Annotated in this window: 19 protein-coding genes; 12 read left to right on the plus strand and 7 right to left on the minus strand. The window is 62.1% G+C overall.

Annotated elements, in window-relative coordinates:
* Positions 1–46: 46 nt before the first annotated feature.
* The 4 genes from GGR17_RS07520 to GGR17_RS07535 all read right to left on the minus strand — a co-directional run bounded on the left by GGR17_RS07520 (position 47) and on the right by GGR17_RS07535 (position 3,791).
* Positions 47–1,033, minus strand: coding sequence for a SphA family protein (locus tag GGR17_RS07520; RefSeq protein ID WP_162231840.1), 987 nt, complete (start codon positions 1,031–1,033; stop codon positions 47–49).
* A gap of 232 nt (positions 1,034–1,265) precedes the next feature.
* Complete coding sequence (locus tag GGR17_RS07525; RefSeq protein WP_054540206.1) at positions 1,266–2,198, minus strand: BKACE family enzyme; 933 nt, start codon at positions 2,196–2,198, stop codon at positions 1,266–1,268.
* 78 nt (positions 2,199–2,276) lie between these two features.
* Entirely contained in the window at positions 2,277–2,873 is a 597-nt protein-coding gene (locus tag GGR17_RS07530) for a VOC family protein (RefSeq protein WP_054540205.1), read from the minus strand.
* A 60-nt stretch (positions 2,874–2,933) separates the two neighbouring features.
* Positions 2,934–3,791, minus strand: a complete 858-nt coding sequence (locus tag GGR17_RS07535; protein ID WP_054540204.1) for a fumarylacetoacetate hydrolase family protein — start codon at positions 3,789–3,791, stop codon at positions 2,934–2,936.
* 135 nt (positions 3,792–3,926) lie between these two features.
* On the opposite strand from GGR17_RS07535, the gene GGR17_RS07540 reads away from it, so the two are divergent.
* From GGR17_RS07540 to GGR17_RS07555, 4 genes are all read left to right on the plus strand, one after another.
* Positions 3,927–4,481, plus strand: coding sequence for an NADPH-dependent FMN reductase (locus tag GGR17_RS07540; protein ID WP_054540203.1), 555 nt, complete (start codon positions 3,927–3,929; stop codon positions 4,479–4,481).
* A 147-nt stretch (positions 4,482–4,628) separates the two neighbouring features.
* Positions 4,629–5,312 (plus strand): GntR family transcriptional regulator, encoded by a 684-nt coding sequence (locus tag GGR17_RS07545; RefSeq protein ID WP_054540202.1) that lies wholly within the window; start codon positions 4,629–4,631, stop codon positions 5,310–5,312.
* A 298-nt stretch (positions 5,313–5,610) separates the two neighbouring features.
* Positions 5,611–6,738, plus strand: coding sequence for a 3,4-dihydroxy-2-butanone-4-phosphate synthase (ribB, locus tag GGR17_RS07550; RefSeq protein WP_054540201.1), 1,128 nt, complete (start codon positions 5,611–5,613; stop codon positions 6,736–6,738).
* 320 nt (positions 6,739–7,058) lie between these two features.
* Positions 7,059–8,882, plus strand: coding sequence for a M10 family metallopeptidase C-terminal domain-containing protein (locus GGR17_RS07555; protein ID WP_162231839.1), 1,824 nt, complete (start codon positions 7,059–7,061; stop codon positions 8,880–8,882).
* A 21-nt stretch (positions 8,883–8,903) separates the two neighbouring features.
* Here GGR17_RS07555 and GGR17_RS07560 read toward each other — a convergent pair whose 3' ends face one another.
* Positions 8,904–10,028, minus strand: a complete 1,125-nt coding sequence (locus GGR17_RS07560; protein WP_054540199.1) for a polysaccharide biosynthesis/export family protein — start codon at positions 10,026–10,028, stop codon at positions 8,904–8,906.
* 105 nt (positions 10,029–10,133) lie between these two features.
* On the opposite strand from GGR17_RS07560, the gene GGR17_RS07565 reads away from it, so the two are divergent.
* The 8 genes from GGR17_RS07565 (at position 10,134) to GGR17_RS07600 (ending at position 19,886) form a co-directional block, all read left to right on the plus strand.
* Complete coding sequence (locus GGR17_RS07565) at positions 10,134–11,018, plus strand: NAD-dependent epimerase/dehydratase family protein (protein WP_054540198.1); 885 nt, start codon at positions 10,134–10,136, stop codon at positions 11,016–11,018.
* Positions 11,015–11,626 (plus strand): sugar transferase, encoded by a 612-nt coding sequence (locus tag GGR17_RS07570; RefSeq protein WP_054540197.1) that lies wholly within the window; start codon positions 11,015–11,017, stop codon positions 11,624–11,626. Before GGR17_RS07565 ends, GGR17_RS07570 begins: the two co-directional genes overlap by 4 nt.
* Before the next feature lie 250 nt (positions 11,627–11,876).
* Positions 11,877–13,760, plus strand: coding sequence for a polysaccharide biosynthesis protein (locus tag GGR17_RS07575; protein WP_054540196.1), 1,884 nt, complete (start codon positions 11,877–11,879; stop codon positions 13,758–13,760).
* Positions 13,761–13,875: 115 nt separating this feature from the next.
* A complete protein-coding gene (locus tag GGR17_RS07580; RefSeq protein WP_054540195.1) occupies positions 13,876–16,023 on the plus strand; it encodes a YjbH domain-containing protein in 2,148 nt (715 codons plus the stop codon).
* The gene (locus tag GGR17_RS07585; protein ID WP_054540194.1) at positions 16,020–16,682 is read left to right on the plus strand and encodes a YjbF family lipoprotein; all 663 of its coding nucleotides are present in this window, start codon (positions 16,020–16,022) and stop codon (positions 16,680–16,682) included. Before GGR17_RS07580 ends, GGR17_RS07585 begins: the two co-directional genes overlap by 4 nt.
* Positions 16,683–16,763: 81 nt before the next feature.
* On the plus strand, positions 16,764–17,033 hold the full coding sequence (locus tag GGR17_RS07590) for a hypothetical protein (protein ID WP_207642722.1): 270 nt from the start codon (positions 16,764–16,766) through the stop codon (positions 17,031–17,033).
* A 743-nt stretch (positions 17,034–17,776) separates the two neighbouring features.
* Positions 17,777–18,931 carry a UDP-galactopyranose mutase gene (glf, locus tag GGR17_RS07595; RefSeq protein ID WP_054540192.1) on the plus strand — a complete coding sequence of 385 codons (1,155 nt, stop codon included), beginning with the start codon at positions 17,777–17,779 and terminating at the stop codon, positions 18,929–18,931.
* A gap of 10 nt (positions 18,932–18,941) precedes the next feature.
* Positions 18,942–19,886 carry a glycosyltransferase gene (locus GGR17_RS07600; RefSeq protein WP_037204767.1) on the plus strand — a complete coding sequence of 315 codons (945 nt, stop codon included), beginning with the start codon at positions 18,942–18,944 and terminating at the stop codon, positions 19,884–19,886.
* A gap of 4 nt (positions 19,887–19,890) precedes the next feature.
* On the opposite strand, the gene GGR17_RS07605 is transcribed toward GGR17_RS07600, so the two are convergent.
* Together GGR17_RS07605 and GGR17_RS07610 are read right to left on the minus strand one after the other, a co-directional pair.
* Positions 19,891–21,015: a hypothetical protein gene (locus GGR17_RS07605; protein ID WP_054540191.1), complete on the minus strand. Its 1,125-nt coding sequence runs from the start codon at positions 21,013–21,015 to the stop codon at positions 19,891–19,893.
* Positions 21,012–22,037 (minus strand): hypothetical protein, encoded by a 1,026-nt coding sequence (locus GGR17_RS07610; protein ID WP_157445625.1) that lies wholly within the window; start codon positions 22,035–22,037, stop codon positions 21,012–21,014. The genes GGR17_RS07605 and GGR17_RS07610 overlap by 4 nt, the downstream gene beginning before the upstream one ends.
* Positions 22,038–22,128: the final 91 nt, after the last annotated feature.

Here is a 22,128-nt window from a genome sequence, read left to right on the forward strand (position 1 = left end):
GGGGCGGGTCAACGACCCGCCCTTTTCCATTCGATATTGCTTGCCGTCAGAAGGTGAAGCCAATTGCCGCGATAAAGCCGTAATCGACGTCGATGCGATTTTCGACATAGGCGTCTGTCACCACCTTGAACGACGCGGCCATGCGCTTTTTCGGGAAACTGCGCGTGAACACGATGCCGGGCTGCACAAGCGTGAACTTGTTGCCGTTCTGGAACGAGGCTTTGACGAGCGGGTTTTCGGAATCATCGTCGGTGATCTGCTTCGCCACGGTCAGGCTTGGACCGATCTGCCAATTGCCGAACCGCTGGGAAACCGATGCGTCCAGACCGATGACATCGCCACTCTGATATCCGGTGTCGTCGTTCTTGGTCGAGATGTTGTAGGACAGGCGCGCGCTGAACTCGGTGCCATCCGCCCACCAGGGACCGGTCTGATAGGTCATGTCCACATGTGGGATGATGATGGTCGTGTTACTGCTGGTTTGCGAGTTCCGGTCCGCGTCGTAGTTCCCCGTGGGTAGGTTGAAGGCCAGACCGGCAGAGATGCTCAGGCCATAGCGCATGGTCCACGTGCTCGGGTCGGCCGACGGCGGCTTTGCCCCTTTGAGCCCCAGGTACTTGCCCCAGAAGATCGGCTCGAAATAGGAATCGTGGAAAGCGAATGTGCTGTCGCCCGAACCATTAGTCGAGAGCTCGTTGTTGGAGAAAGACGAAGACCAGATCGACGCCCAGCGACCACCAAAAAGCTCTCGGTCCCAGACCTTGATGAGGGAGAAGTTGTAAAGCGTGACCGTTAGGTCGAATTCGTCCACATAGGGGCTGGGTTCATCGTCAAGACCGGATAGTTGCGGCGCACTGACCGTCACATATCGCAACCGGCCATAGGTGCCGGGCGGCGGAATAAGCGAGGCGCGTTGGTCTACACCGCCGATGGGGCCGTAAAACTGCCCGCCTTCGGTTGCGTGAACGATCTGACCGGTGCCCGCGATCAGAGCGCAAGATAGCGCGGCTGCCAATTTTATTGCTGTCTTCAACTTCTCTCTCCTCCCAGTGAGATGGTTATGGGTGTTTTGCTTCTTCTCCCATTCCACGGATTATGACGCGCGGCGCGACGATCTGAACCTTTCGAAAGGTAGGTCGCGGATAGAAGCGACTATTTATTATGATTGATTACAGTCTTTTAGGCACAAGTCAGCGCGCCAAACCGCGGCGGAATACGTCGCGGTTCAGCAGGCTCTAACTTAGTTCAGCGTTGCGCGTAGCGGGTCAGAAAGCGACGTTTGCACGCCCCTTGGTGTCCAACATCACGCGCGCCTCGTCCGGCGTTGCGATCTCGAGCGACAGTTCTTCCAGGATATGGCGGATCTTGGCGACCTGCTGGCCATTGCTTTCGGCCAGCTTGCCCTTGGACAGGTACAGGCTGTCTTCCAGCCCGACCCGCACGTTGCCGCCCAGAATCGCGCCCATCGTCACCATCGAGGTCTGGAACCGCCCGGCGGCGAGCACCGACAGCAGGTAGTCCTCGCCGAACAGCCGGTCGGCGGTGGCTTTCATGTGCATCAGATGCTCGGGCTCGGGCTGCAGGCCGCCCAGGATGCCAAAGATGCTCTGCACAAAGAACGGGGCCTTCACCAGCCCGCGGTCGGCCATATGCGCCAGGTTATAAAGATGGCCGACGTCGTAGCACTCGAACTCGAACTTCGTGCCCAGGTCGCCCAGCTCTTTCATGCCCCATTCGATCTGGGCGAAGGTGTTGGACAGGATGAAATCCTCGGTGCGTTCCAGATAGGGCTTTTCCCAGTCGTACTTGAATTCCGGAAAGCGCCTGGCGGCGCCCGAGATGTTGAAGTTGATCGACCCCATGTTCATCGAGGCCAGCTCGGGCGCGGCCCATTTCGCGGCGGCGAACCGATCTTCCAGCGACATGCCAAGCCCGCCGCCGGTGGTGATGTTCACGATCGCATCGGTGCGCTCGGCGATCGAGGGCAGGAACCGCTGATACCCTTCGGGCGTGGCCAGCGGTTCGCCGGTTTCGGGGACGCGCGCGTGCAGGTGCAGGATCGACGCGCCCGCCTGCGCCGCACCCACGGCCTGATCGGCGATCTGCTGCGGCGTGATCGGCAGGTGGGGCGACATGGTGGGAGTATGGATCGATCCCGTGACTGCGCAACTGATGATGACTTTGCTCTGGCGCTTCACTCTCGGGCCTCCTTCGGAGCTGAAATGTGAACGCCGGCCGCGGAACGGCCGGCATCGCTATCGGATCGGCGCGGCCTGTCAGGCCGGGATTTCGATCGGCATGCGCGGGTCCTGCGGCTCGGTCGCGGGATATTCGCCGGCATAGGCGCGGCGCTGCACCTCTTCAATCGAAACGCCGGCGCGGCGCGCAGCCAGCATCTTGGCGGGGTCCACGGCAACGCCGATCGGGTTGGCCGAGAATTCCTTGGACTCCATCATGAAGGCCGCCGATTCGCTCCAGTCGCCGAAGTTGTCGCTTTGCAGTTCGACGCTGTTGCCGTCGGGATCCAGATAGTAGAACGACGTTGTCATGCCGTGATCCAGCGTCATGTGCGGCTTGATGCCCAGCTTGTCCATACGTTCCCAGCTGGCCAGAAGATCGTCGAGCGATTCGTATTCGAAGGCCGAATGGTGCATGCCGCAATGCGTCACCTTCTCGGGATCGTCGCTCAGGCCGGGGGCAGCGATCAGCGCCACACGGTGGTTGGCCTCGTCATTCGACAGCCATGCGCCGCCTTCGAACTGGTGGAGCGGTCGGGTGCCGATCACCTTGCCGTACCAGTCGATCATTTCCTGAAGACGGATCGTCTTGAGGTTCACGTGGTGCATCTTCGGATGAATGATGGTGTCGGTCATTTCTTTCTCCTCCTCTCGGGCCAGCGACACGCCGCCGGCTATCGCTTTTCACATTCGGGCTTACTGGGCGGCCACCGGATTGCTCAGAACCCCGATCCGTTCGATCTCGACTTCGCAGACGTCACCGGGCTTCATCCACAGCTGCGGGTTGCGCGCGATGCCGACGCCCGAGGGCGTGCCGGTGACGATCAGATCGCCGGGTTCCAGCGTCATCGCCTCGCTCAGCAGCGACACAAGCTTGGCCACATCGAAGATCAGGTCGTCCAGAGAGGTGCTTTGCACCACCTCACCGTTCAGGCGCGTTTCCAGCTTGAGGCCCTTGCAGCCCGCGGGCAACTCGTCCGTGGTGACCAGATAGGGGCCGAAGGCGCCGGTATCGTCGAAGGTCTTGCCGATGGTCCACTGATGGGTTTTCAGCTGATAGTCGCGGATCGAGGCGTCGTTGAAAACAGAATAGGCGACCACGTGGTCCAGCGCCTCGGATTCGGGAATGTCGCGCCCGCCCTTGCCGATCACTGCGACCAGTTCGCCTTCATAGTCAAGCTGCTCGGACACGCGCGGCCGGATGATCGGCGCGCCATGGCCGATCAGGCTGGAATTGTAGCGTCCGAAAATCACCGGATACTCGGGCAGTTCCATCCCGCTTTCCTTGGCATGCGCCTTGTAGTTCAGGCCGATGCAGATGATCTTGGGGCATTTCACCAGCGGCGACAGGTATTCGATGGTGCCGGCGTCGATGTCCGGGGCGGAGGCCAGGGCTTTGCCGGCCTCGGTCAGCTTTTCCGGACCCTGTGCAATGATGTCATCCAGAGTGCCGGGATAGCCGGCATCGCCTTCAAAAAGGGCCTTGCAGCCGCCGTTCGTGTCTGCAAGCGCGATGCCTGTTTTCCCGTCTTTGCAAATGGATGCAAACCGCATCGTGGATCCCCTCTGTTCCGTTTTGTTGCGACTCTAAGTCGGGGAAGGGCCTTATGAAGTCAACTAGAAAATATATTTTTGACTGAGTGGCGGATTTTTCTGTAGGGTCGGGGCACGTCACTCAGGGGAACAACCATGTCGAAATATGATGTCGCTTTGCTGGTGGGCAGTTTCCGCACCGGGTCGCTCAACCAGCGGCTGGCTGATTCTATCGTCCGGCTCGCGCCGGACAGCCTGAATTTTCGCCAGCTGCGGATGGATGATCTGCCCTTTTACAATCAGGATATCGAACCGGCGCGAACCGAGGCCGTGAACCGCCTGGCATCGGATCTGGCCAAGGCCGACGCGGTGCTGATCGTGACGCCGGAGTACAACCGCTCGATCCCCGCCGTGTTGAAGAATGCAATCGACTGGGTGTCCAAGCCGGGCGACAAGAACGTCTGGCGTGACATGCCCGTGGCGATGGCGGGCACCTCGCCCGGCGCGATCGGCACGGCCGTGGGCCAGCAGCATCTGCGCCAGGTCCTGTCTGTCCTGCGGGCCCATGTGCTGCCGGGCGAATGCTATATCAGCTTCAAGACCCCCGATCTCATCAGTGAAACAGGCGTGGTCAGCGAGGCATCGACAGAGGCTTTCCTGAAAGAGTTTATCGATCGTTTCGCGGGGTATGTGGCCAAAATGCGAGGCTGATCGCCCGCGATTTCAGCGGCCCGGAAACATGTTCCTTCCCGCAGGGCACGGGCTTGCCAAAAAGTGCACATAAGCGAAAAAAATACATTGCCCTGAGCGCGGGGATCGCTATGGCTCTTGGCCGACTATCGGGTAACGAGGTGGAACATGACGCAAAAGACGCAAGCCGGCCAAGCATATCAGGGGCTGCGCGCCGATATTCTGGCCTGCCGTATTCCACCCTCGGCCAAGATCAAGATCAATGACATCTGCGCGAAATACGAGGTCAGCCTTGGGGCCGCGCGCGAGGCTCTGTCGCGCCTGGTGGCGGACGGCATCGTGCTGATGGAGCCGCAAAAGGGGTTCGCCGTAGCGCCGATCTCACGCAAGGAACTCACCGACCTGACAGAGGCGCGCATCGAGATCGAGTTCCTGTGTCTGGAACAGGCAATCCGGCACGGAGACGTGCATTGGGAAGGCAATATCGTAGCGGCCTTCCACCGGCTCAGCCGTATTTCCGAACAGGATGCGAACGATCAGCAGACGCTCAACCCCGACTGGTCGGTGGCCCATAGCGATTTTCACAACGCGCTGGTGGCCGCCTGCCCCAACCTCTTGTTGCTGCGCCTGCGCGAACAGCTCTACGCCCAGAGCGAGCGCTATCGTCACTGGTCGGTATCGCTGCGCCGCGCGCCGCGCGCCCGCGATGTGGGGCGAGAGCATGAAGCCATCATGAAAGCCACCCTGGCGCGGGATACGGCGGCGGCCCGCTCCGCACTGGCCGCGCATTTCAGCCGCACCACCAGCGATGTTCTGGAGATGACGGAGACGCTGAAACGCGAGATCGCGTAGCCGGGGGGGGGCGGCCGAAACGCGGGCCGGAGCGTTTCCGGCCGGTGGCGAGAAGGACGAAATTGAAGACGACGGCCCTTTGTTCCTTGGGGGAAACGCCGGGGAACCACGTGTTGGCGGGCCAAATCAGTATACGATCTACAGCCCGTGAGGTGTCACATGATGTGCCGCGATACGGGCAGGCATTGGGAGGTGCAGAAGCATGAGGGGAGATCTTCTTAGCAAGATTGCCAATACGGCGGGCCGTGATCCGGAGACCCGGATCATTCGGCCGTCGGATAAAACGCGGAGGGAAGACATGAACAAACCGGCTGAGCCTGGCACGATTCGCGGCAGCGCAATCTCGAGCCCGGAAGAAATCATCGAAGAGGCGCGCAACGGCCGGATGTTCATTCTGGTCGATGACGAGGATCGCGAGAACGAGGGCGATCTGGTCATTCCCGCCCAGATGGCAACACCCGACGCGATCAACTTCATGGCCAAGTACGGCCGCGGCCTGATCTGCCTTGCGATGCCAAGAGAGCGGATCGAGGCGCTGGGCCTCGATCTGATGAGCAAGAAGAACGAAACCCAGTATGAAACCGCCTTTACCGTGTCGATCGAGGCCCGCGAAGGTGTGACAACGGGTATTTCCGCCGCCGACCGGGCCCGCACGATCAATGTGGCGATCGACCCGGGCAAGACGGCCCACGATATCGTGACGCCGGGCCATGTGTTTCCGCTGATTGCGCGGGATGGCGGCGTTCTGGTGCGCGCCGGACATACCGAAGCCGCCGTCGATGTGTCGCGGCTTGCCGGTCTGACCCCTGCGGGCGTGATCTGCGAAATCATGAAGGAAGACGGCACGATGGCGCGGCTCGACGATCTGATCGGGTTTGCCAGAGAGCATAATCTCAAGATCGGCACCATCCGCGACCTGATCGCCTATCGCCGCAAACATGACCGGATCATCGAATTTCTGACCGAACAGACATTCAACAGCCGCTGGGGCGGCGACTGGACGGTCAAGGCCTTTCGCAACCGCGCCGACGGCAGCGAACAGCTCGCGCTGCAAAAGGGCGAGGTTGATCCCGACAAGCCGATGCTGGTGCGGATGCATCAGATCACCCCCTTTGCCGATCTGTTCGCCGAAGTGGGCGAGCGCAGCGATCTGCTGTCACGCTCCATGGAGATGATCGCGCAAGAGGGGGCGGGCGTCGTTGTCGTTCTGAACAAGGTCGGGCAGGACTATATCTCGCGCGCGATCCAGATGCACCGCGGCGAGCGGAACACCCCCGACGATGACATGCGCGACTACGGCGTCGGCGCCCAGATCCTGGCGGAGCTGGACATTCATGAGATGATTCTGCTCACCAACACGCAGCACAGCCTTGTCGGTCTGGATGCCTACGGTCTGACGATTCTGGGTGAACGCCCGATCGACTGATCCTGTCAGGATCACGATCGAGGCCTGCATAGCGCGGAAACAAGACAGGCCCCAGGGGCCCGCAGAGGTGGCCGTGTTTTCTGCGGCCACCTCGCCCGTTCGGGCATCGGAGCGTGCGCCCGGAATTGGAAGCTTCCGGGCGAGGCAGGCCGACGGATGGCCAATATTTGCGCATCATTTGCGCAGCGCCGACTGCACCGTGAATTTCGCGGCAGGGGCCAAACTTCTGCCCGATTTCCCCGTCAGAAATGGAAACAATAGCCCCGCGCAAGATCTGCGCGCCGAAACCGATATCGCTTGCGAACGAGGCCCCCGGACCGATGTGCACAACCTGCGCCATGCTGCGCGCCCACTCCGAACCCTGCCCCTATGATACCGCCAGCGCGGCGATCAACGCCTATGACGACAGCATTGGCCTGACCGAACTCGCCGATGCCGCCGCCGGCAGCCAGACCGCCTATAGCCTTGCCGCCGATCAGGTTTTTCACGGCACCTTGTCCGACAGCGCAGATACCGATTGGGTCGCCGTGACGCTCGTGGCCGGTGAAAGCTATGTCGTCGATCTCTATGGCGAGGGCAGCACCGGCGCGGTGGTCGATCCGCTGCTCAAGATCCACGCCGGAAACGGCAGCCTTCTGCTTCAGAACGACGACAGCGGCGTTAGCGCCAATTCGCAACTTACCTTTACGCCGACAAGCAGCGGCACCTATTATCTGGCGGCGCAAAGCCACTACACCAGCTCGGCCAGCATCAGCGACACCGGCGGATACGCGCTGGCCCTGCGGCAGGTCGCGGCCCCCGACACCGCCGAAATCCTCAGCGCCAGCGATATCGCTGAATATCTGACCACCGGCTATTGGCTGGACGCGGGGCGCATCCCCCATGCGCTCGTCCCCGGACCCGCCAATGTCGTCAGCGTCAACCTGACCGCCCTGTCCGCCGACGGGCAACAGCTCGCCCGTTGGGCGCTTGACGCCTGGGCCGATGTCACCGGCCTGACATTCCAGGAAACCACGGCCGCCGCCGATATCATCTATTCCGAAAGCGGGGCGGGTGGTTTTGCCAGTTCCATGATAAGCGGTACTGAAATCCTGTCGGCCAGCGTCAATATCGGCACCGATATGCTGCAGACCCACGGCACCACGATCGATAGCTACAGCTTTCAGGCCTATATGCACGAAACCGGCCATGCGCTGGGGCTGGGCCACGCGGGCTATTACAATACCGCCGCCGATTATGGCGTCGATAACGAGTATGCCAATGATAGCTGGCAAATGTCGCTGATGTCGTATTTCAGCCAGTCCGACAATACCGATGTCGATGCCAGCAAAGCCTTTGCCGTGACCCCGATGATGGCCGATATCATCGCCGCGCAGGCGATCTATGGCGAAGGAAACGCCCATGCCGGCAACACCCGATATGGACACAACTCCAACGCCGGCGGTTATCTGGAAACACTGTTCGACGTGATTGTTGATGGCGGCAGTTCGCGTTTCGTGGACGGAAACACGCCCGTGGCCGTGACCCTCTACGACAGTGGCGGCATCGACAAGATCGACCTGCGCCCCGACCAGTTCGACCAGAGCGTCGACCTGCGCGCGGGCGGCATTTCCGACGTGATGGGGCTGCGGGGTAATTTGCTGATCGCCGAAGGCACCGTGATCGAAAAATTCATCGCGGGCGCCGGCAATGACCGGGTGCAGGGGAATGGCGCCGCGAACCGGCTGGCCGGGCAGGAGGGGCGCGACAAGCTGCTGGGCGCGGGGGGCAAGGATACGTTGCTGGGCAATGCCGGGCGCGACAAGCTTCTGGGCGGCGCCGGCGGTGATACGCTGAGCGGCGGCAGCCACAATGACAGGCTGAACGGCCAGGCGGGCAACGATACGCTGACCGGCGGCAAGGGGCGCGACGTGTTCATCTTCAACGCCGGCCACGACACGATCACCGATTTCCGCAGCGGCAGGGACAGTATCCTGCTCGATGACGGGTTCTGGACCGCCGATCTGGGTGCGCGCGACGTGGTCGACCATTTTGCCAGCATCGTGGCCGGTGATGCGGTTTTCGCCTTCGACGACGGCAGCACCCTGACCGTGCAGAATGTCGCGGCGCTGGATCAGCTTTACACCGACATCGCCTTTGCCTGAGCCGCCGCGGTAACGTGGCGATCAGTTGGCCACGTTGTTCACCCGCGCGCCGGCGCCAAGGATGTTGCCGAGAATGCGCGAAATCGTATCGATCGTGTTGAGCGGGCTTTCGGATACGTAAACCAGATCATCGGGGTTGACGCCGAACTTGCCCGCGCTGAACAGGCCGTCGGCCGTGGTCAGATCAATGGTGAAGATCACGCGGGTCTCGCGCGGGCCCTGCACCCCGGCGCGGGTGGCGCTTGGGGGATATTCGCGCAGGATCAGAACCCCCTTCGGATCGGCGCGGGCATCCGATACCCCGCCGATCAGCGCCATTGCATCCAGCGCCGTCACGTCGTCTTTCGGAAACGGGACAAGCTGCTCGCGCCCGGCAGCCCCGAGCGCCAGAAAGCGGCGCGGATCTTCCTCGACAATCACCTTGTCACCGCCGCGCAGCGTCGTGTCCAGCGCCGGGTTGGCATAGAGGCGCGACACCGTGGTGACGTAAAGCGTGCCGTTGCGGATCAGCCGGATCAGCGGATTCTGCAGCCCCGACGCCACGCCGCCGCCCATCGCGATCAGGTTGAGCACCGTCATGTCGCGGTCGACAAGCGGATAGCTGCCCGGCGAGGCCACGCCGCCGACCAGATCGACCGAGTTCTGCCGTCCCGTGTCCAGCGAAAGCTGCACCTGGGCCGACGGAATGATCGCCTCCATCTTCTCCTGAACCTGGCTGCGGGCGGTCTCTGGCGTCATGCCGGAAATGCGGATTGCTTCGACATAGGGCACAAAGATGGTGCCGTCGGGCGCCACGGTCATGCCCTCCATCCTTACCGCCTTTTGCTCGGGCGCGGTCAGAAGCGAGTTATCCTCGCTGTCCCAGATCACCAGATTGACCTTGTCGCCGGGGGCGATGATCTGATGCTGCGCACCCTTCTGCCGGGCGATCCAGTCGCCGCGCGGGCCGCTGCCGGTTACCGGCCACAGCGCGGCCTGCGGCAGAAAGGCCCGGCTGACCGGGTAGATCGCATAGCCCGAAAGCGTGTCTTTTTCGGCGCTTTTCAGAATCTCGTTTTCCCGCGCCGCCCCGCGCGGCACATCGCAGCCCGCGACAAGCGCCCCTGCCCCGATCGCCAGAAAATGGCGGCGTCCGATATCTGACATTCACGTCCCCCGACGATATTCCACGGGCATTCCGTTCCGGCCCATGGATTTTGCGTCCGCCGCAAGATACTAAGAGGAACCATCTGGTCAACCGGAATGCTGGTAATGAGTGATCAATATCGCGCCGCGCCGCAGGATGTGCAGACGGTGCTTGTGCTGGGCGCAACCGGGCTGGTCGGGCGCAGTCTTCGGGCGGTCTGGGCCGATCAGCCGCCGGCCAGCATCGCGCCGCTGTGGCAAGGGCGCGGCCCGGCGCCCGAGGGCGTGCGGAACTGGCTGACATGGCGCATTCTGGAACAGGCGCCTCCGGTGCTTGCGCCGCTGGATGCCGTGGTGGTTCTGGCTGGCGTCACCCCGGGCCCCGGTGCCGATTACGCGGCAAACACCGCGCTGGCGCTGGCCGGGATGAAGGCCGCGGCGGCCGCGGGCGCGCGGCATGTGTTCCTGTGTTCATCTCAGGCCGTCTACGCGCCCTCCGCCGCCCCGCTGAGCGAGGATAGCGCGCTGGGCCCCACCAATCCCTATGGCGCCGCCAAGGCCGCGATGGAGGCGGCGGCGGCGCAGGCCGAACAGGCGGGCACGGGCGTCACCTGCCTGCGGATCGGCAATATCGCCGGGTCGGATCTGCTGGGAAAGGCCGCCGCCACCGGCAAGCCCGTCGTGCTCGACCAGTTCGCCGACGGGCGCGGGCCCGAACGCTCCTACATGGGTGCGGGCGGTTTCGCGCGGGTGCTGGCGACGCTTCTGGCCCATGCGCGCGCCGGCACCCCGCTGCCCTTCACCCTCAACGTCGCGGGGCCGCGCCCGGTGGCCATGGAACAGCTTCTGGCCGCGTGGGGCCGCGACTGGCGCTGGAGCCCCGCCCCGCCCGAGGCGCGGCAGTCGGTGACGCTGGATGTCACCCGCCTTTCGCGGTTACACCGGTTCACCGAGGCTGACAGCGATCCGGCCACCATGGCCGCGGAATGGCAAAGATACGGGCAGGGATGACCATGGCGAAACGGCTTTTTGACATCGCTCTGGCGCTTGTTCTCGGCATCCTGATGGCCCCGTTTCTGGCCGTGCTTCTGGTGGCGATGTGGGCGCTGGACGGGCGGCCGTTGTTCTATACCTCCGAGCGGATGAAGGGCGTCGACCGGCCCTTCCGCCTGTGGAAGCTGCGCACGATGAAGCCTGATCTTGCCGACAGTGGCGTATCGGGCGGCGACAAGGCGCACCGGGTAACACGCATGGGCCACGTGCTGCGCCGGTTTCGGCTGGACGAGATCCCGCAGCTCTGGAACGTGCTGAAGGGTGACATGAGCTTTGTCGGCCCGCGCCCGCCGCTGCGGCTTTATGTAGAGCGGTTTCCGGCGCTCTATGGCGAGGTTCTGCGCAGCCGCCCCGGCATCACCGGGCTGGCGACGTTGGTCTATCACAGCCATGAAGAGCGGCTTCTGGCCCGCTGCAAGACCGCCGAGGACACCGACGCCGTCTATTCCCGTGCCTGCGTGCCGCGCAAGGCCCGGCTGGATCTGATCTATCAGAAACATCAGTCGCTTTGCGGCGATATCGCCCTGCTGTGGCAAACGGCGGCCCGCATGGTGCGGCGGCGATAGCCGGGCGGCCTGCCTGCTTTGGCGCCAGCGGTGCAGAATCGCCCGGCAAGCATGGGGTTTCACCGGCCGGACCGGGCCGTAGGTTCAGCAAAAAGCAGCATGAGACCTGTGCCAAAAGCGGCTGATCTGCATCAGAAATTTACGAGAATCGGCGAAAAACACCCTATTTTGCAGATGCAGCAATTCTAGGCTTGCCGCCCTCGGAGAGCTTGCCTAAGAATTAAGCAATTAATATGGGACATCGGCTGCCGTGCTAAAGCTCGTAAACTCCCTGTCGCGCTCTCAGAAATGGGCGTTCTTGCTGTGTGTTGACCTGGTTCTGGTTCTGGTCGCGCAGCTTCTGACGTTGACTGCGTTCAGCAATTCCCCCCCATCCCTGGCGATGCTCAGTGATATTTCGCTTCTGATCGCGTTTCAGATCCTCGCGGGCATCCCGATAGCGATGTGGCTGGGCATTCCGAAGATTCAGCTCAAGGCCTATGAAACCCGTGCATTGGGCAAGACGGCGATCTTTGGTGTGCTTCTGGTGGTGGTCAACGTCGCGCTGGGCCGGATCAGCCATCAGAATATTCCGCTGGGCAACAGCCTTGTGTTCGGGCTGATCTTCGTGGTCCTGTCGGCCAGCAGCAAGATGGTGATGCTTCAGGCGCTTCTGGCGCTGCACCGCCGCGCCCAGCCGCGCTGCCGGGTTCTGATCTATGGTGCGGGCACCACCGGGATGCAGCTTGCCTCGGCGCTGAAAACCCATGAATGGATCGAGGTGGTGGCCTTCGTCGATGACAATCCGGCGATGCAATCCATGACCGTTGCGGGTCTGCCGGTGCTGCGGCCGGTGAAGATCAAGTCGATCATCGAGGAAAAGGAAATCAACCGCGTTCTGCTGGCCATGCCGTCACTCTCGCCGCCGAAACTGGCGCAGATCGTGCGCAAGATGCAGAAACTCGGGGTCGAGGTTCAGGTGCTGCCGTCCTTTGCGCAGCTGGTCGGGGAAGAGGCGCTGGTCGACAAGCTGACCCCGGTCGTGCCCGCCAATTTTCTGGGCCGCGCCCAGCTTGACCGCCAGTTCGGCACCGGCGGGCGCACCTATCGCGGCAAGACCATCCTGGTGTCCGGGGCCGGTGGCTCCATCGGGTCGGAGCTGTGCCGGCAGCTCTTGCTGTGCCGCCCGGCGCGGCTGGTTCTGTTCGAGATGAGCGAGGCGGCGCTTTATACCGTCGACATGGAACTGCGCACTCTGACCGAAGACAGCAAGACAGAGATCACCCCGGTTCTGGGCTCGACGACCGATCCGCGCATGGCGCGCAAGGTGCTGGGCGAATACCGCCCGGATGCAGTGTTTCACGCCGCCGCCTATAAGCACGTGCCGCTGGTCGAGGCGAACCCGCTGGCCGGGCTGGCCAACAACGTGCTGGGCACGCGCACCATCGCCGAAGCGGCGCGCGAGGCCGGGGTGGACCGGTTCATCCTGATTTCATCGGACAAGGCGGTGCGGCCCACCAATGTCATGGGCGCGTCCAAGCGGCTGGCGGAACTGGTGGTGCAGGATCTGGCCATGCGCTCGGACAGCACATCTTTTTCGATGGTGCGGTTCGGCAATGTCATAGGCTCTTCCGGGTCGGTGGTTCCGCTGTTTCACGATCAGATTTCCAAGGGCGGCCCGGTGACACTCACGCATGAGGATGTCACCCGCTATTTCATGACCATCCGCGAGGCGGTGCAACTGGTGCTGCTGGCCGGGTCGTTCGAGCGGGGCAGGGGCGAAGGCGGCGATGTCTTCGTTCTGGACATGGGCAAGCCGGTAAAGATCCGCGACCTCGCGCTGCAGATGATCGAGGCGTCGGGCTATACCCTGCGCGACAAGAACAACCCGGATGGCGATATCGAAATCGTCTCGATCGGTCTGCGCCCCGGCGAAAAGATGCATGAAGAACTGTTGATCGGCGAAGGGCTTTTGACCACGCCGCACCCCAAGATCCTGCGGGCGAAAGAGGCCTGGCTTTCCGAGATCGAAGTGGCCGGCGCCCTGCGCGCCCTGCGCCAGGCGGTGGCCGCCGGCGATGAGGGGGCCGCGCGTGAAGTGGTGTCGCGCTGGGTCGAGGGCTATGTGCCGCCGGACGCGGCGCGTGGGTCCTGAGCATCACTGAGGCGCAAAAAATCAAAAAAACCCAAGGCGAAATCGTGCGCAGGCCCCGGCGGGGTTGAATGACGCCGGGGAATTGGCAAGCGTGGCGCAGGGAACGAGGGCGGTGATGACGACACTAGAACAGACCGGTGCCGGGCGCCGGCGCTTTGCCCGGGGAGGGGCGCTGTTGATCGCCGCGCTGGCGCTGCCGCGCGAAACGCTGGCCGACACGCCGCCGGCGGGGCGCCCGACGCTCAACTTCTACGGCGTGACCGGCCTGATCGACATGCCCACGGCCCAGAGCCAGCCGGACGGCCAGCTCTCGCTCACAGTGTCGAATTTCGCCGGGCTGACGCGCACCACGCTGACCTTCCAGATCTCTTCCCGGCTTTCGGGCAGCTTTCGCTATACCGGCACCAAGGATCTGAACTATGCCGGTTTCCGTGACTACTATGACCGCAGCTTCGATGCCCGGTACCGGCTGCTCGACGAAGGCCGCTATCTGCCCGATTTCACCGTGGGCCTGCAGGATTTCGCCGGCACGGGTGTGTCCTCGGCCGAGTATCTGGTGGCGACAAAACACCTGCGGCCGAACCTCACGGTGACGGCCGGCCTGGGCTGGGGGCGGCTGGGAACCTATGAATCCTTCGGCTCTCCGTTTGGCGACCGGCCACGGATCGAGGAGGATACCGGCGGCGATCTCAACGCGGATCTGTTCTTCCGTGGCCCGGCCGCCCCCTTCGCCGGGGTCGAATGGCAGCCGACCGACCGGCTTGGCCTGAAGGCCGAATATTCTTCCGATGCCTACACGCTCGAAACCCGGCAGAAGGTTTTCGAGCACAAGAGCCCGTGGAATTTCGGCATGGAATATCAGGCGTCGGAATACTGGCGCGTCGGGGCCTATTACCTCTACGGCTCCGAGATCGGGATCAATGCGCAGTTTTCGTTCAACCCCAGGAACCGCCCCGGCGGCGGCGATTTCGGGGTGGCGACCTATCCGGTTCAGCCACGGCCCGATCGCGCCACCAACCCTGACGCATGGACCGAGGAATGGGTGCTGCAACCGGATGGAAGCGAGATTTTGCGGGCCAATACCGCCGCGCTGCTGAACGAGGCAGGCCTGACGCTGGAGGCGATGGCGGTGTCGGCCGACCGGGTTCAGCTCTGGCTGCGCAACTTGCGCTATGACAATAACGCAGAGGCCATCGGCCGCGCCGCCCGCATCCTGACCCGTACCATGCCGCCCTCTGTCGAGACTTTCGAGATCGTGCCGGTGGAGCAGGGCATTCCCGCCGCGAAGGTCACGCTGCGGCGCACCGATGTCGAAACGCTGGAAAACGCGCCGAACGGCGCCGCGCGGCTGCGCAGCGTCGCGGATATTTCCGCCGCACATCCGACCCCGCCCGAGCTTGAGCGCGCCGATGAACTCTACCCCCGGTTCAACTGGTCGCTGAACCCCTATCTGCAACAGGAGCTGTTCGACCCTGCCGAACCCTATCGCGCCGACTTGAGCCTGCGGCTTTCCGCAGAGTATGAATTCGCGCCGGGGCTTGCCCTGTCGGGGTCGCTGACCAAGCGGCTGTTCGGAACTCTGGATGAGTTCGAGCGGCCGAACAATTCCGTCCTGCCCCATGTGCGCACCGAAACCCCCAGATACGTCCGCGACGGGGATCCGGGTATCGAGACCCTGACGATGGCATGGTATTCGCACCCCGCCCGCGATCTCTATGGCCGGGTGACGGCGGGATATCTGGAGCGGATGTTCGGCGGCGTGTCGGCGGAGCTTTTGTGGAAACCGGTGAACAGCCGTCTGGGCCTGGGGGCAGAGGTGAACCGGACCAGACAGCGCGATTTCGACGGCATGTTCGGCTTTCAGGATTATGAGATCACGACGGGCCATCTCTCTGCCTATTACGATTTCGGCAGTGGCTATCAGGCGCAGGTGGATGCCGGGCGCTATCTGGCCGGCGACTGGGGCTCGACCCTGACGCTCGAGCGTGTGTTCGCCAATGGCTGGCGGGTCGGCGGCTTTGCCACGCTTACCGATGTCTCGGCCGAGGAATTCGGCGAAGGCTCGTTCGACAAGGGGATCTTCATGGTGATCCCGATGTCCTGGCTGACGGGCAAGCCATCGCGCGCGGCCTTCTCGAATACGGTGCGACCGATCACGCGCGACGGCGGCGCGCGGCTGGCCGTGAACGGGCGGCTTTTCGGGCTGGTGAACGGCTACCACCGGGAGCGGCTCGATACGCAATGGGGGAAAGTGTGGCGATGAGACACCGCTGGTTTGTCATTCCGCTTGCCCTGGGCCTAGCCGGTCTTGCCGGCTGTTCATCCGACGGCAACCGCAGAGAGCATCCGGTGCTGCTGGCGCTGGATGCGTTGAAACAGCGCGTGGACGAGCATGGTGCCGCCCCGCCGCCGGCCCTGACCCGCGATATGATCGAACCGATTCAGGTGCCGCTGTATCTGGCCCGTCTGGAAAGCCGGGGTGCCCAGGCCCTGCTGTTCCCGATCGGCGAAAACGGGGCTGACGTCACTTGGGTAACCGCCGACCAGATCACCGTGATCATTCGGGACGGCGTCCTGCGCGCCACGCGCGGGCTGGGCGAAGATCTGATGTCTGCCAGCACACCTGACAGCGCCGAAATCGCTGCCGCGGCCGGGGTCACGCAGCGCGAATATTATCACATCGGCCCTGATGAGCAGACGATCCGGCGGAAATACACCTGCGATCTGAGCGATTTGGGGGCGGAGGATATCGTGCTGCTCGGGCACCACTACAACGCCCGCCATATCAGCGAATCCTGCCACGGGGCCGGGCAGAGCTTTGTTAACGACTACTGGTTCGATGCCGGCGGGCAGATGCGAAAATCTGTGCAATGGGTCAGCGAGACTGTGGGTTTTTTGGAACTGCAGAAACTAAAAGATTAATTCGAGGAATAGAAACTTTTGCAGTCGCAGCAAATGTGCTACCTACAGTCACAGAGTTCAATTGATTTCACGGAGTACGACATGAAGAAAGTTCTCGTACCGGCTTTCGCTTGCCTCGCCTTGGCAACGGCTCCTGCGTTCGCTGCAGAGCAGATTGTTTCCCAGGCGCAGACAGAGACCACGGTGGTCGCAACCCCCGGTGCCCCCAACGGGGCGCTTGTTGGTGGTCTTAGCACCGGCGCAATCGCTGCGGGTGTTGGCGCGCTCTTGCTTGTTGCCATTGTCGCCGATGACGACAGCAGCAGCAGCACGACTACCACGACTACCACCACAACAACCACGACCAAGTAAGCACTCGGTCATCTGCTGTGAAGATGGGCCTGTCAGGGCCCATCTTTTGTGCTGCGTAACCCTCAGCGCTTCGGCGGGCCCCGTATGGCGCCGGAATGGAAACAGTTGACGTTACGTAGGCCTGTATCTGCCCCGCGCCGATACGTGGCCGCACAGGGTAAAGATCTTTCTTCGATTGATTCGTTTGCCCGGGCTCACCCCCCCAAATCCGATTTTTCAGGCTGGGCAGAAAAGCTCCTTTCGGCGCGGAATTTTTCGCCAAGGGCTTGTCGAACTCCCGTCAATCACTGATAAGTGAGAGCGTTCGTGGGACTGATTTATGACAAGAAATGATGATTAAAACAGTTCTTCCCGACAATGAATCAGGCGCCCGGCTTTGGCCCGATTTTCGGAAAAGCCACCATGGCCCGCCTGCGCGGCGGATAGTGGCGCATTCCCGGAAATTCGCCTTTGCGCCGCGGCTGAAAAGGGCCGGCGCCACCGCCACGGAGGGCGGCGCTTGAACTCGGGCGTGAAACCCGACGGGCCGGCAAAAGGCCATGGTCCGGGCACCGCTGCCGCGACCTTGCCGGAATTTTCCCCTGTCCTGAGAGCCCTGAATGCTGTTCTGACGACAGGGCGCGCGCAAGCCGTCGGCGGAACCGCGCCGGCCTCGCGTCCCGTTCACTTCCATGCCGGCGTGGTGCTGGTATCTGGGTAAAAGACAGACGGTCCCAGGTCTGACAGAAATGAGGAGCTAACATATGTCATCGGGCAAACTCTTGATGGTTGGGGCCGGTCTGTCCGGCGCCGTGATCGGCCGCTATCTGGCCGAACAAGGCTATGACATCTCCATCGTCGATGCCCGCGACCACATCGCCGGTAATTGCTATTCAAAGCGTGATGCGGATACCGGCGTGATGGTGCATGTCTATGGGCCCCACATCTTTCACACCGATGATGAAGAGGTGTGGAACTACGTGAACGGGTTCGAAACGTTCATGCCCTACAAGAACCGCGTCAAGACGACCTCTGGCGGTGCGGTTTATTCGCTGCCCGTCAACCTGCATACGATCAACCAGTTCTATGGCAAGACAATGCGCCCGGATGAGGCCCGCGCCTTTATCGAAGAGCAGGCCGATACCACGATCACCGAACCGCAGACGTTCGAAGATCAGGCGCTGCGCTTTGTCGGGCCGGATCTGTATAAGGCCTTCTTCAAGGGCTACACGCAAAAGCAGTGGGGCTGCTCGCCCACCGAACTCCCGGCCTCGATCCTCAAGCGGCTGCCGGTGCGCTTCAACTATGACGATAATTATTTCTTCCACCGGTTTCAGGGCATGCCGGAAAACGGATACACCGTGATGGTGGAGCGCATTCTCGACCATCCCAATATCACCGTACATCTGAACACCCGCTTCACCCGCGATCAGGCGGCCGAATATGACCATGTGTTCTATTCGGGGCCGCTGGATGGCTGGTTCGATTTCGATCTCGGCCGCCTGGGCTATCGCACGCTGGATTTCGAGCGCTTCACCTTCGAGGGCGATTATCAGGGCTGCGCCGTGATGAACTATGGTGAGGAAGAGGTGCCCTTCACCCGCATCACCGAGCACAAGCATTTCGCGCCCTGGGAAAGCCACGAGGGGTCGGTCTGTTACCGAGAGTTCTCGCGCGCCGCAGAGCCGGACGACATTCCGTATTACCCGATCCGCCAGGTGAAGGAGAAAGAGCTGCTGGGCCGCTATGTCGAGCGCGCCGCGCAAACCGACGGCGTGACCTTTGTTGGCCGGCTGGGCACCTATCGTTACCTCGATATGGACGTCACCATCCGCGAGGCGCTGGATACCGCCCGCGCCTTCCTTGACGCGCGTGAGGCCGGCACGAAAATGCCCGCCTTCGCCGTGCAGCCGCTCTGAGGCCGGGGGGATGACACTGCGCATAGCCGCTGTTGTGGTAACCTATAACCGGCGTGACCAGATCGGGGTGACGCTGCCGCGGCTGCTGGGCGAGCAGGTGGATCATGTGATCGTAGTCGACAACGGCTCTACCGATGGCACGCGCGAATGGCTGGCCGGGGTCGATGACCCGCGGCTCGTGCTGCTGCTGCCGGGTGAAAACCTTGGCGGCGCCGGCGGCTTTGAACAGGGGATGCGCCTGGCGGTAGAGCGGTTTGACCCCGACTGGATCGTGGTGCTGGATGATGATGCCCGCCCCGAACCCGGCGCGATGACCGCGTTCCGGCAGCTTTCGCTCGAGGGCTGGGATGCGGTGGCCGCGGCGGTGCGCCAGCCTGACGGGCAGGTCTGTGACATGAACCGGCCGGTGCTGAACCCGTTTCAGCACCGCAACGTGTTTCTGCGCACCATGCTGGGCGGCGGGCGGCCGGCGTTTCACCTCGACAACGCCGCCTTCGCCGATACCACGCTGCGCCCGGTCGACGGGGCGTCTTTCGTCGGGCTGTTCCTGTCGCGCGGGGCGATTGCCAAGGCGGGCTATCCCGATGGCCGGCTGTTCATCTATGCCGAAGACGGGATTTACACGCTGGGCCTGACCCAGGCCGGGGGGCGGATGGCCTTTTCATCCGAGGTTCGGTTCGAACATGATTGTTCTACCTTTGCCGGCGCGCGGGGCGGGTTCACGCCGGTGTGGAAGACCTATTACTACTACCGCAACCTGATGTTCCTCTACCGGCTGGCGGCGGGCTGGCTGTTCTGGCCGGCGCTGATCATCGTTGTGCCCAAATGGGTGCTGAAGGGCCGGCTTCAGGGAGAGGAAGACCGGGGCACCTATTACCGCCTGCTGTGGGATGCCGTGCGTGACGGGCTGCTGGGCCGCCGGGCGCGGCAATGCCGGATCGAGCACGGCAGATAGCGGCTCAGGCGCCGCTTTCCGCCTTTGCATCCTCAAGCAGCTTGCGCCGCCGCAGCCCTCGGAAATGCGGCGGCCATTTTTCCGGCTCCATGGTCAGGATCTGCGCTGTCAGCGCGCTCCACGCACGGATCATACGCAGGCTGTCGGGCGTGAAATGCGCCTCGGCCTTTGTCGACATCGGTGTATCGACAGCCTTTTCCACAGACGCCTCCAGCGCCTTGCTCATCAGGCCGGAGGGGAAAAACATCGCATCCAGCTTTTGCGCGTCGTCGCGATAGGTGCTGACGATGTCCTCGGCCAAGGCGCGGTGCAGCCGCAGCTTGGTGCGGGTTTCCCCGATGGCGGGCGGGGGCAATACGCGAGAGAAATGGGCGCTTGCGGCATGGTAGACGCCATGCGGCAGATCGCGCTTCTTGAAGGCCAGGTTGAGCTCCCGAAGCACGGAGAGCTCTTCCAAAGACGGAGACTCATTCGCCGTGCCCAGCCCGGTAAGTTCGAAAGGGGCCCCGTTGAGAATGGTGTGAAGGAAATCCTTCACCACATCGCCTTCGTGCAATTCGCTGCGGATCATCGGCCGCAGGATAAAACGATCTCCGAACGCATCGCGCCAGGCGGCGAAGCGTGGCGTATACATGAACCGCCCCTTGTCGGACATTCGTTTGTGGAAGTGATCCATCTGACGAAAGAAGAGGCCGGTTTTTGTACGTTGAGAGAAGGCAGAGACGAACCGATCAGCGTGGGGGCGTACATAGGCGACGACCAGCGCTTCTTCGGCATAGTCCGAGAAGTATTTCTCCAGCGCGGCTTTGAAGGTTTCGGGAGGGACATTTTCAAAATGCTCGGCCGAAATAACGGCCAGATCGGCATCCACCTTGTCGACCCAGGAAGAGGTTGCCTTGAATCTGTTTTTCGCGCGGCTTTTCTCCTCCGGCACGTACAGAGAGCGGGCCAGCGGAATTTGTGCCATGCTGTCCGGATAGGCGGTTTTAACCGTGGGACAATCATAGCCACCAGTGAAAAGCACCTGCTGAATCGATGAAGAGCCGGTCTTTGCATCACCAATGTGAAAAACAAGCTTCTTCGCCGGCGCATTGCCCTTATTTTGATCGCGGAATCGGGGAAATTTCATTTTGCCATGCCGCCGGCCAGTTGCTTTCGTTTCGTTGCCAGTTTTGTCGCCTGTGCCGCCCTAAAATGCGCAGGTATTCCTTCAGGACTCAGTTTCAGCATATCGGCAATCAAGTTTGACCAGCCGCGAATATAGCGCAGATCGTCCTTTGAAAAATGGTCTTCGGCGTTGAACGACTGGGGTTCATCCACTGCCTTTGCCCCGGCCTCAAGCAAAGCGTCAGACAGCGGCGTGCCCTCGAAGAACGCACTGTCCATCTGCGCGGCATCCTCTCGGTAGGTCTCAATGACATCAGGAACCAACGCGCGGTGCAGCCGCAACCGGGTGCTTTCTTTGCGGGGCATCTCGGTCAGCAGCTTGGCGAAGTTCCAGCCGACCGCCTTTCGCGCCGGGATCAGTTTCTTGTGCATCTTCATATTGCGGACCAGCAGATGAAATTCCCGCAGCATGGCAAGATCTTCAAGGCTGAGCGATTCATTGCTGCCCTGATCGCCGTTCATGGTGAAATCCGTATGGCCCAGAACGAAGCTGAGGAAATCCTGAACCACATCCTGCTGATAAAGTCTGTCGCGGCTCATCAGCCGCAATTCGAATGCGGGGCCAAAGGCTTCGCGCCATTTGGAAAAGCGGGGGTAGTATTGAAAATTGCCGGCGCTCTTGGTCCGCTCATGCAACTCATCAAGGCTTCCGGTGAAAAAGCCCTGTTTCAGACGCTCCGCATAAGCGGAAACCAGACGATCGGCATGGGGCCGCACATAGGCGATCACGCGGACATTGTTTCCATAAGTGGGCAGATAGGTTTTGATCGCCGATTTCACGTCAGCGGGATCGGCATGTTCGAAGGTTTCCGCCGAGATTACGGCGATATCTGCGTTCGAGGCGGCGATCCGCCCAGCAAGTTTGAGCATCCGGGCTGATTTTTCGCCTTTATGTGCATCGTCGTAAAACGTCTTGCTGAGCGGGATGTCGTTCAGGCGCGCAGGATAGACGACCGAGGGCCCCGCGCAGGTCCAGTTCTGCATCGCCAGCGCATCCTGAATCGAGGTCGAGCCGGTTTTGGGATCACCTATGTGAAAAACAAGGGATTTTACCAATTTCTGCCCTTTCGTGTCA

Source organism: Actibacterium naphthalenivorans (genome assembly GCF_014196965.1).
GTDB lineage: Bacteria > Pseudomonadota > Alphaproteobacteria > Rhodobacterales > Rhodobacteraceae > Actibacterium_A > Actibacterium_A naphthalenivorans.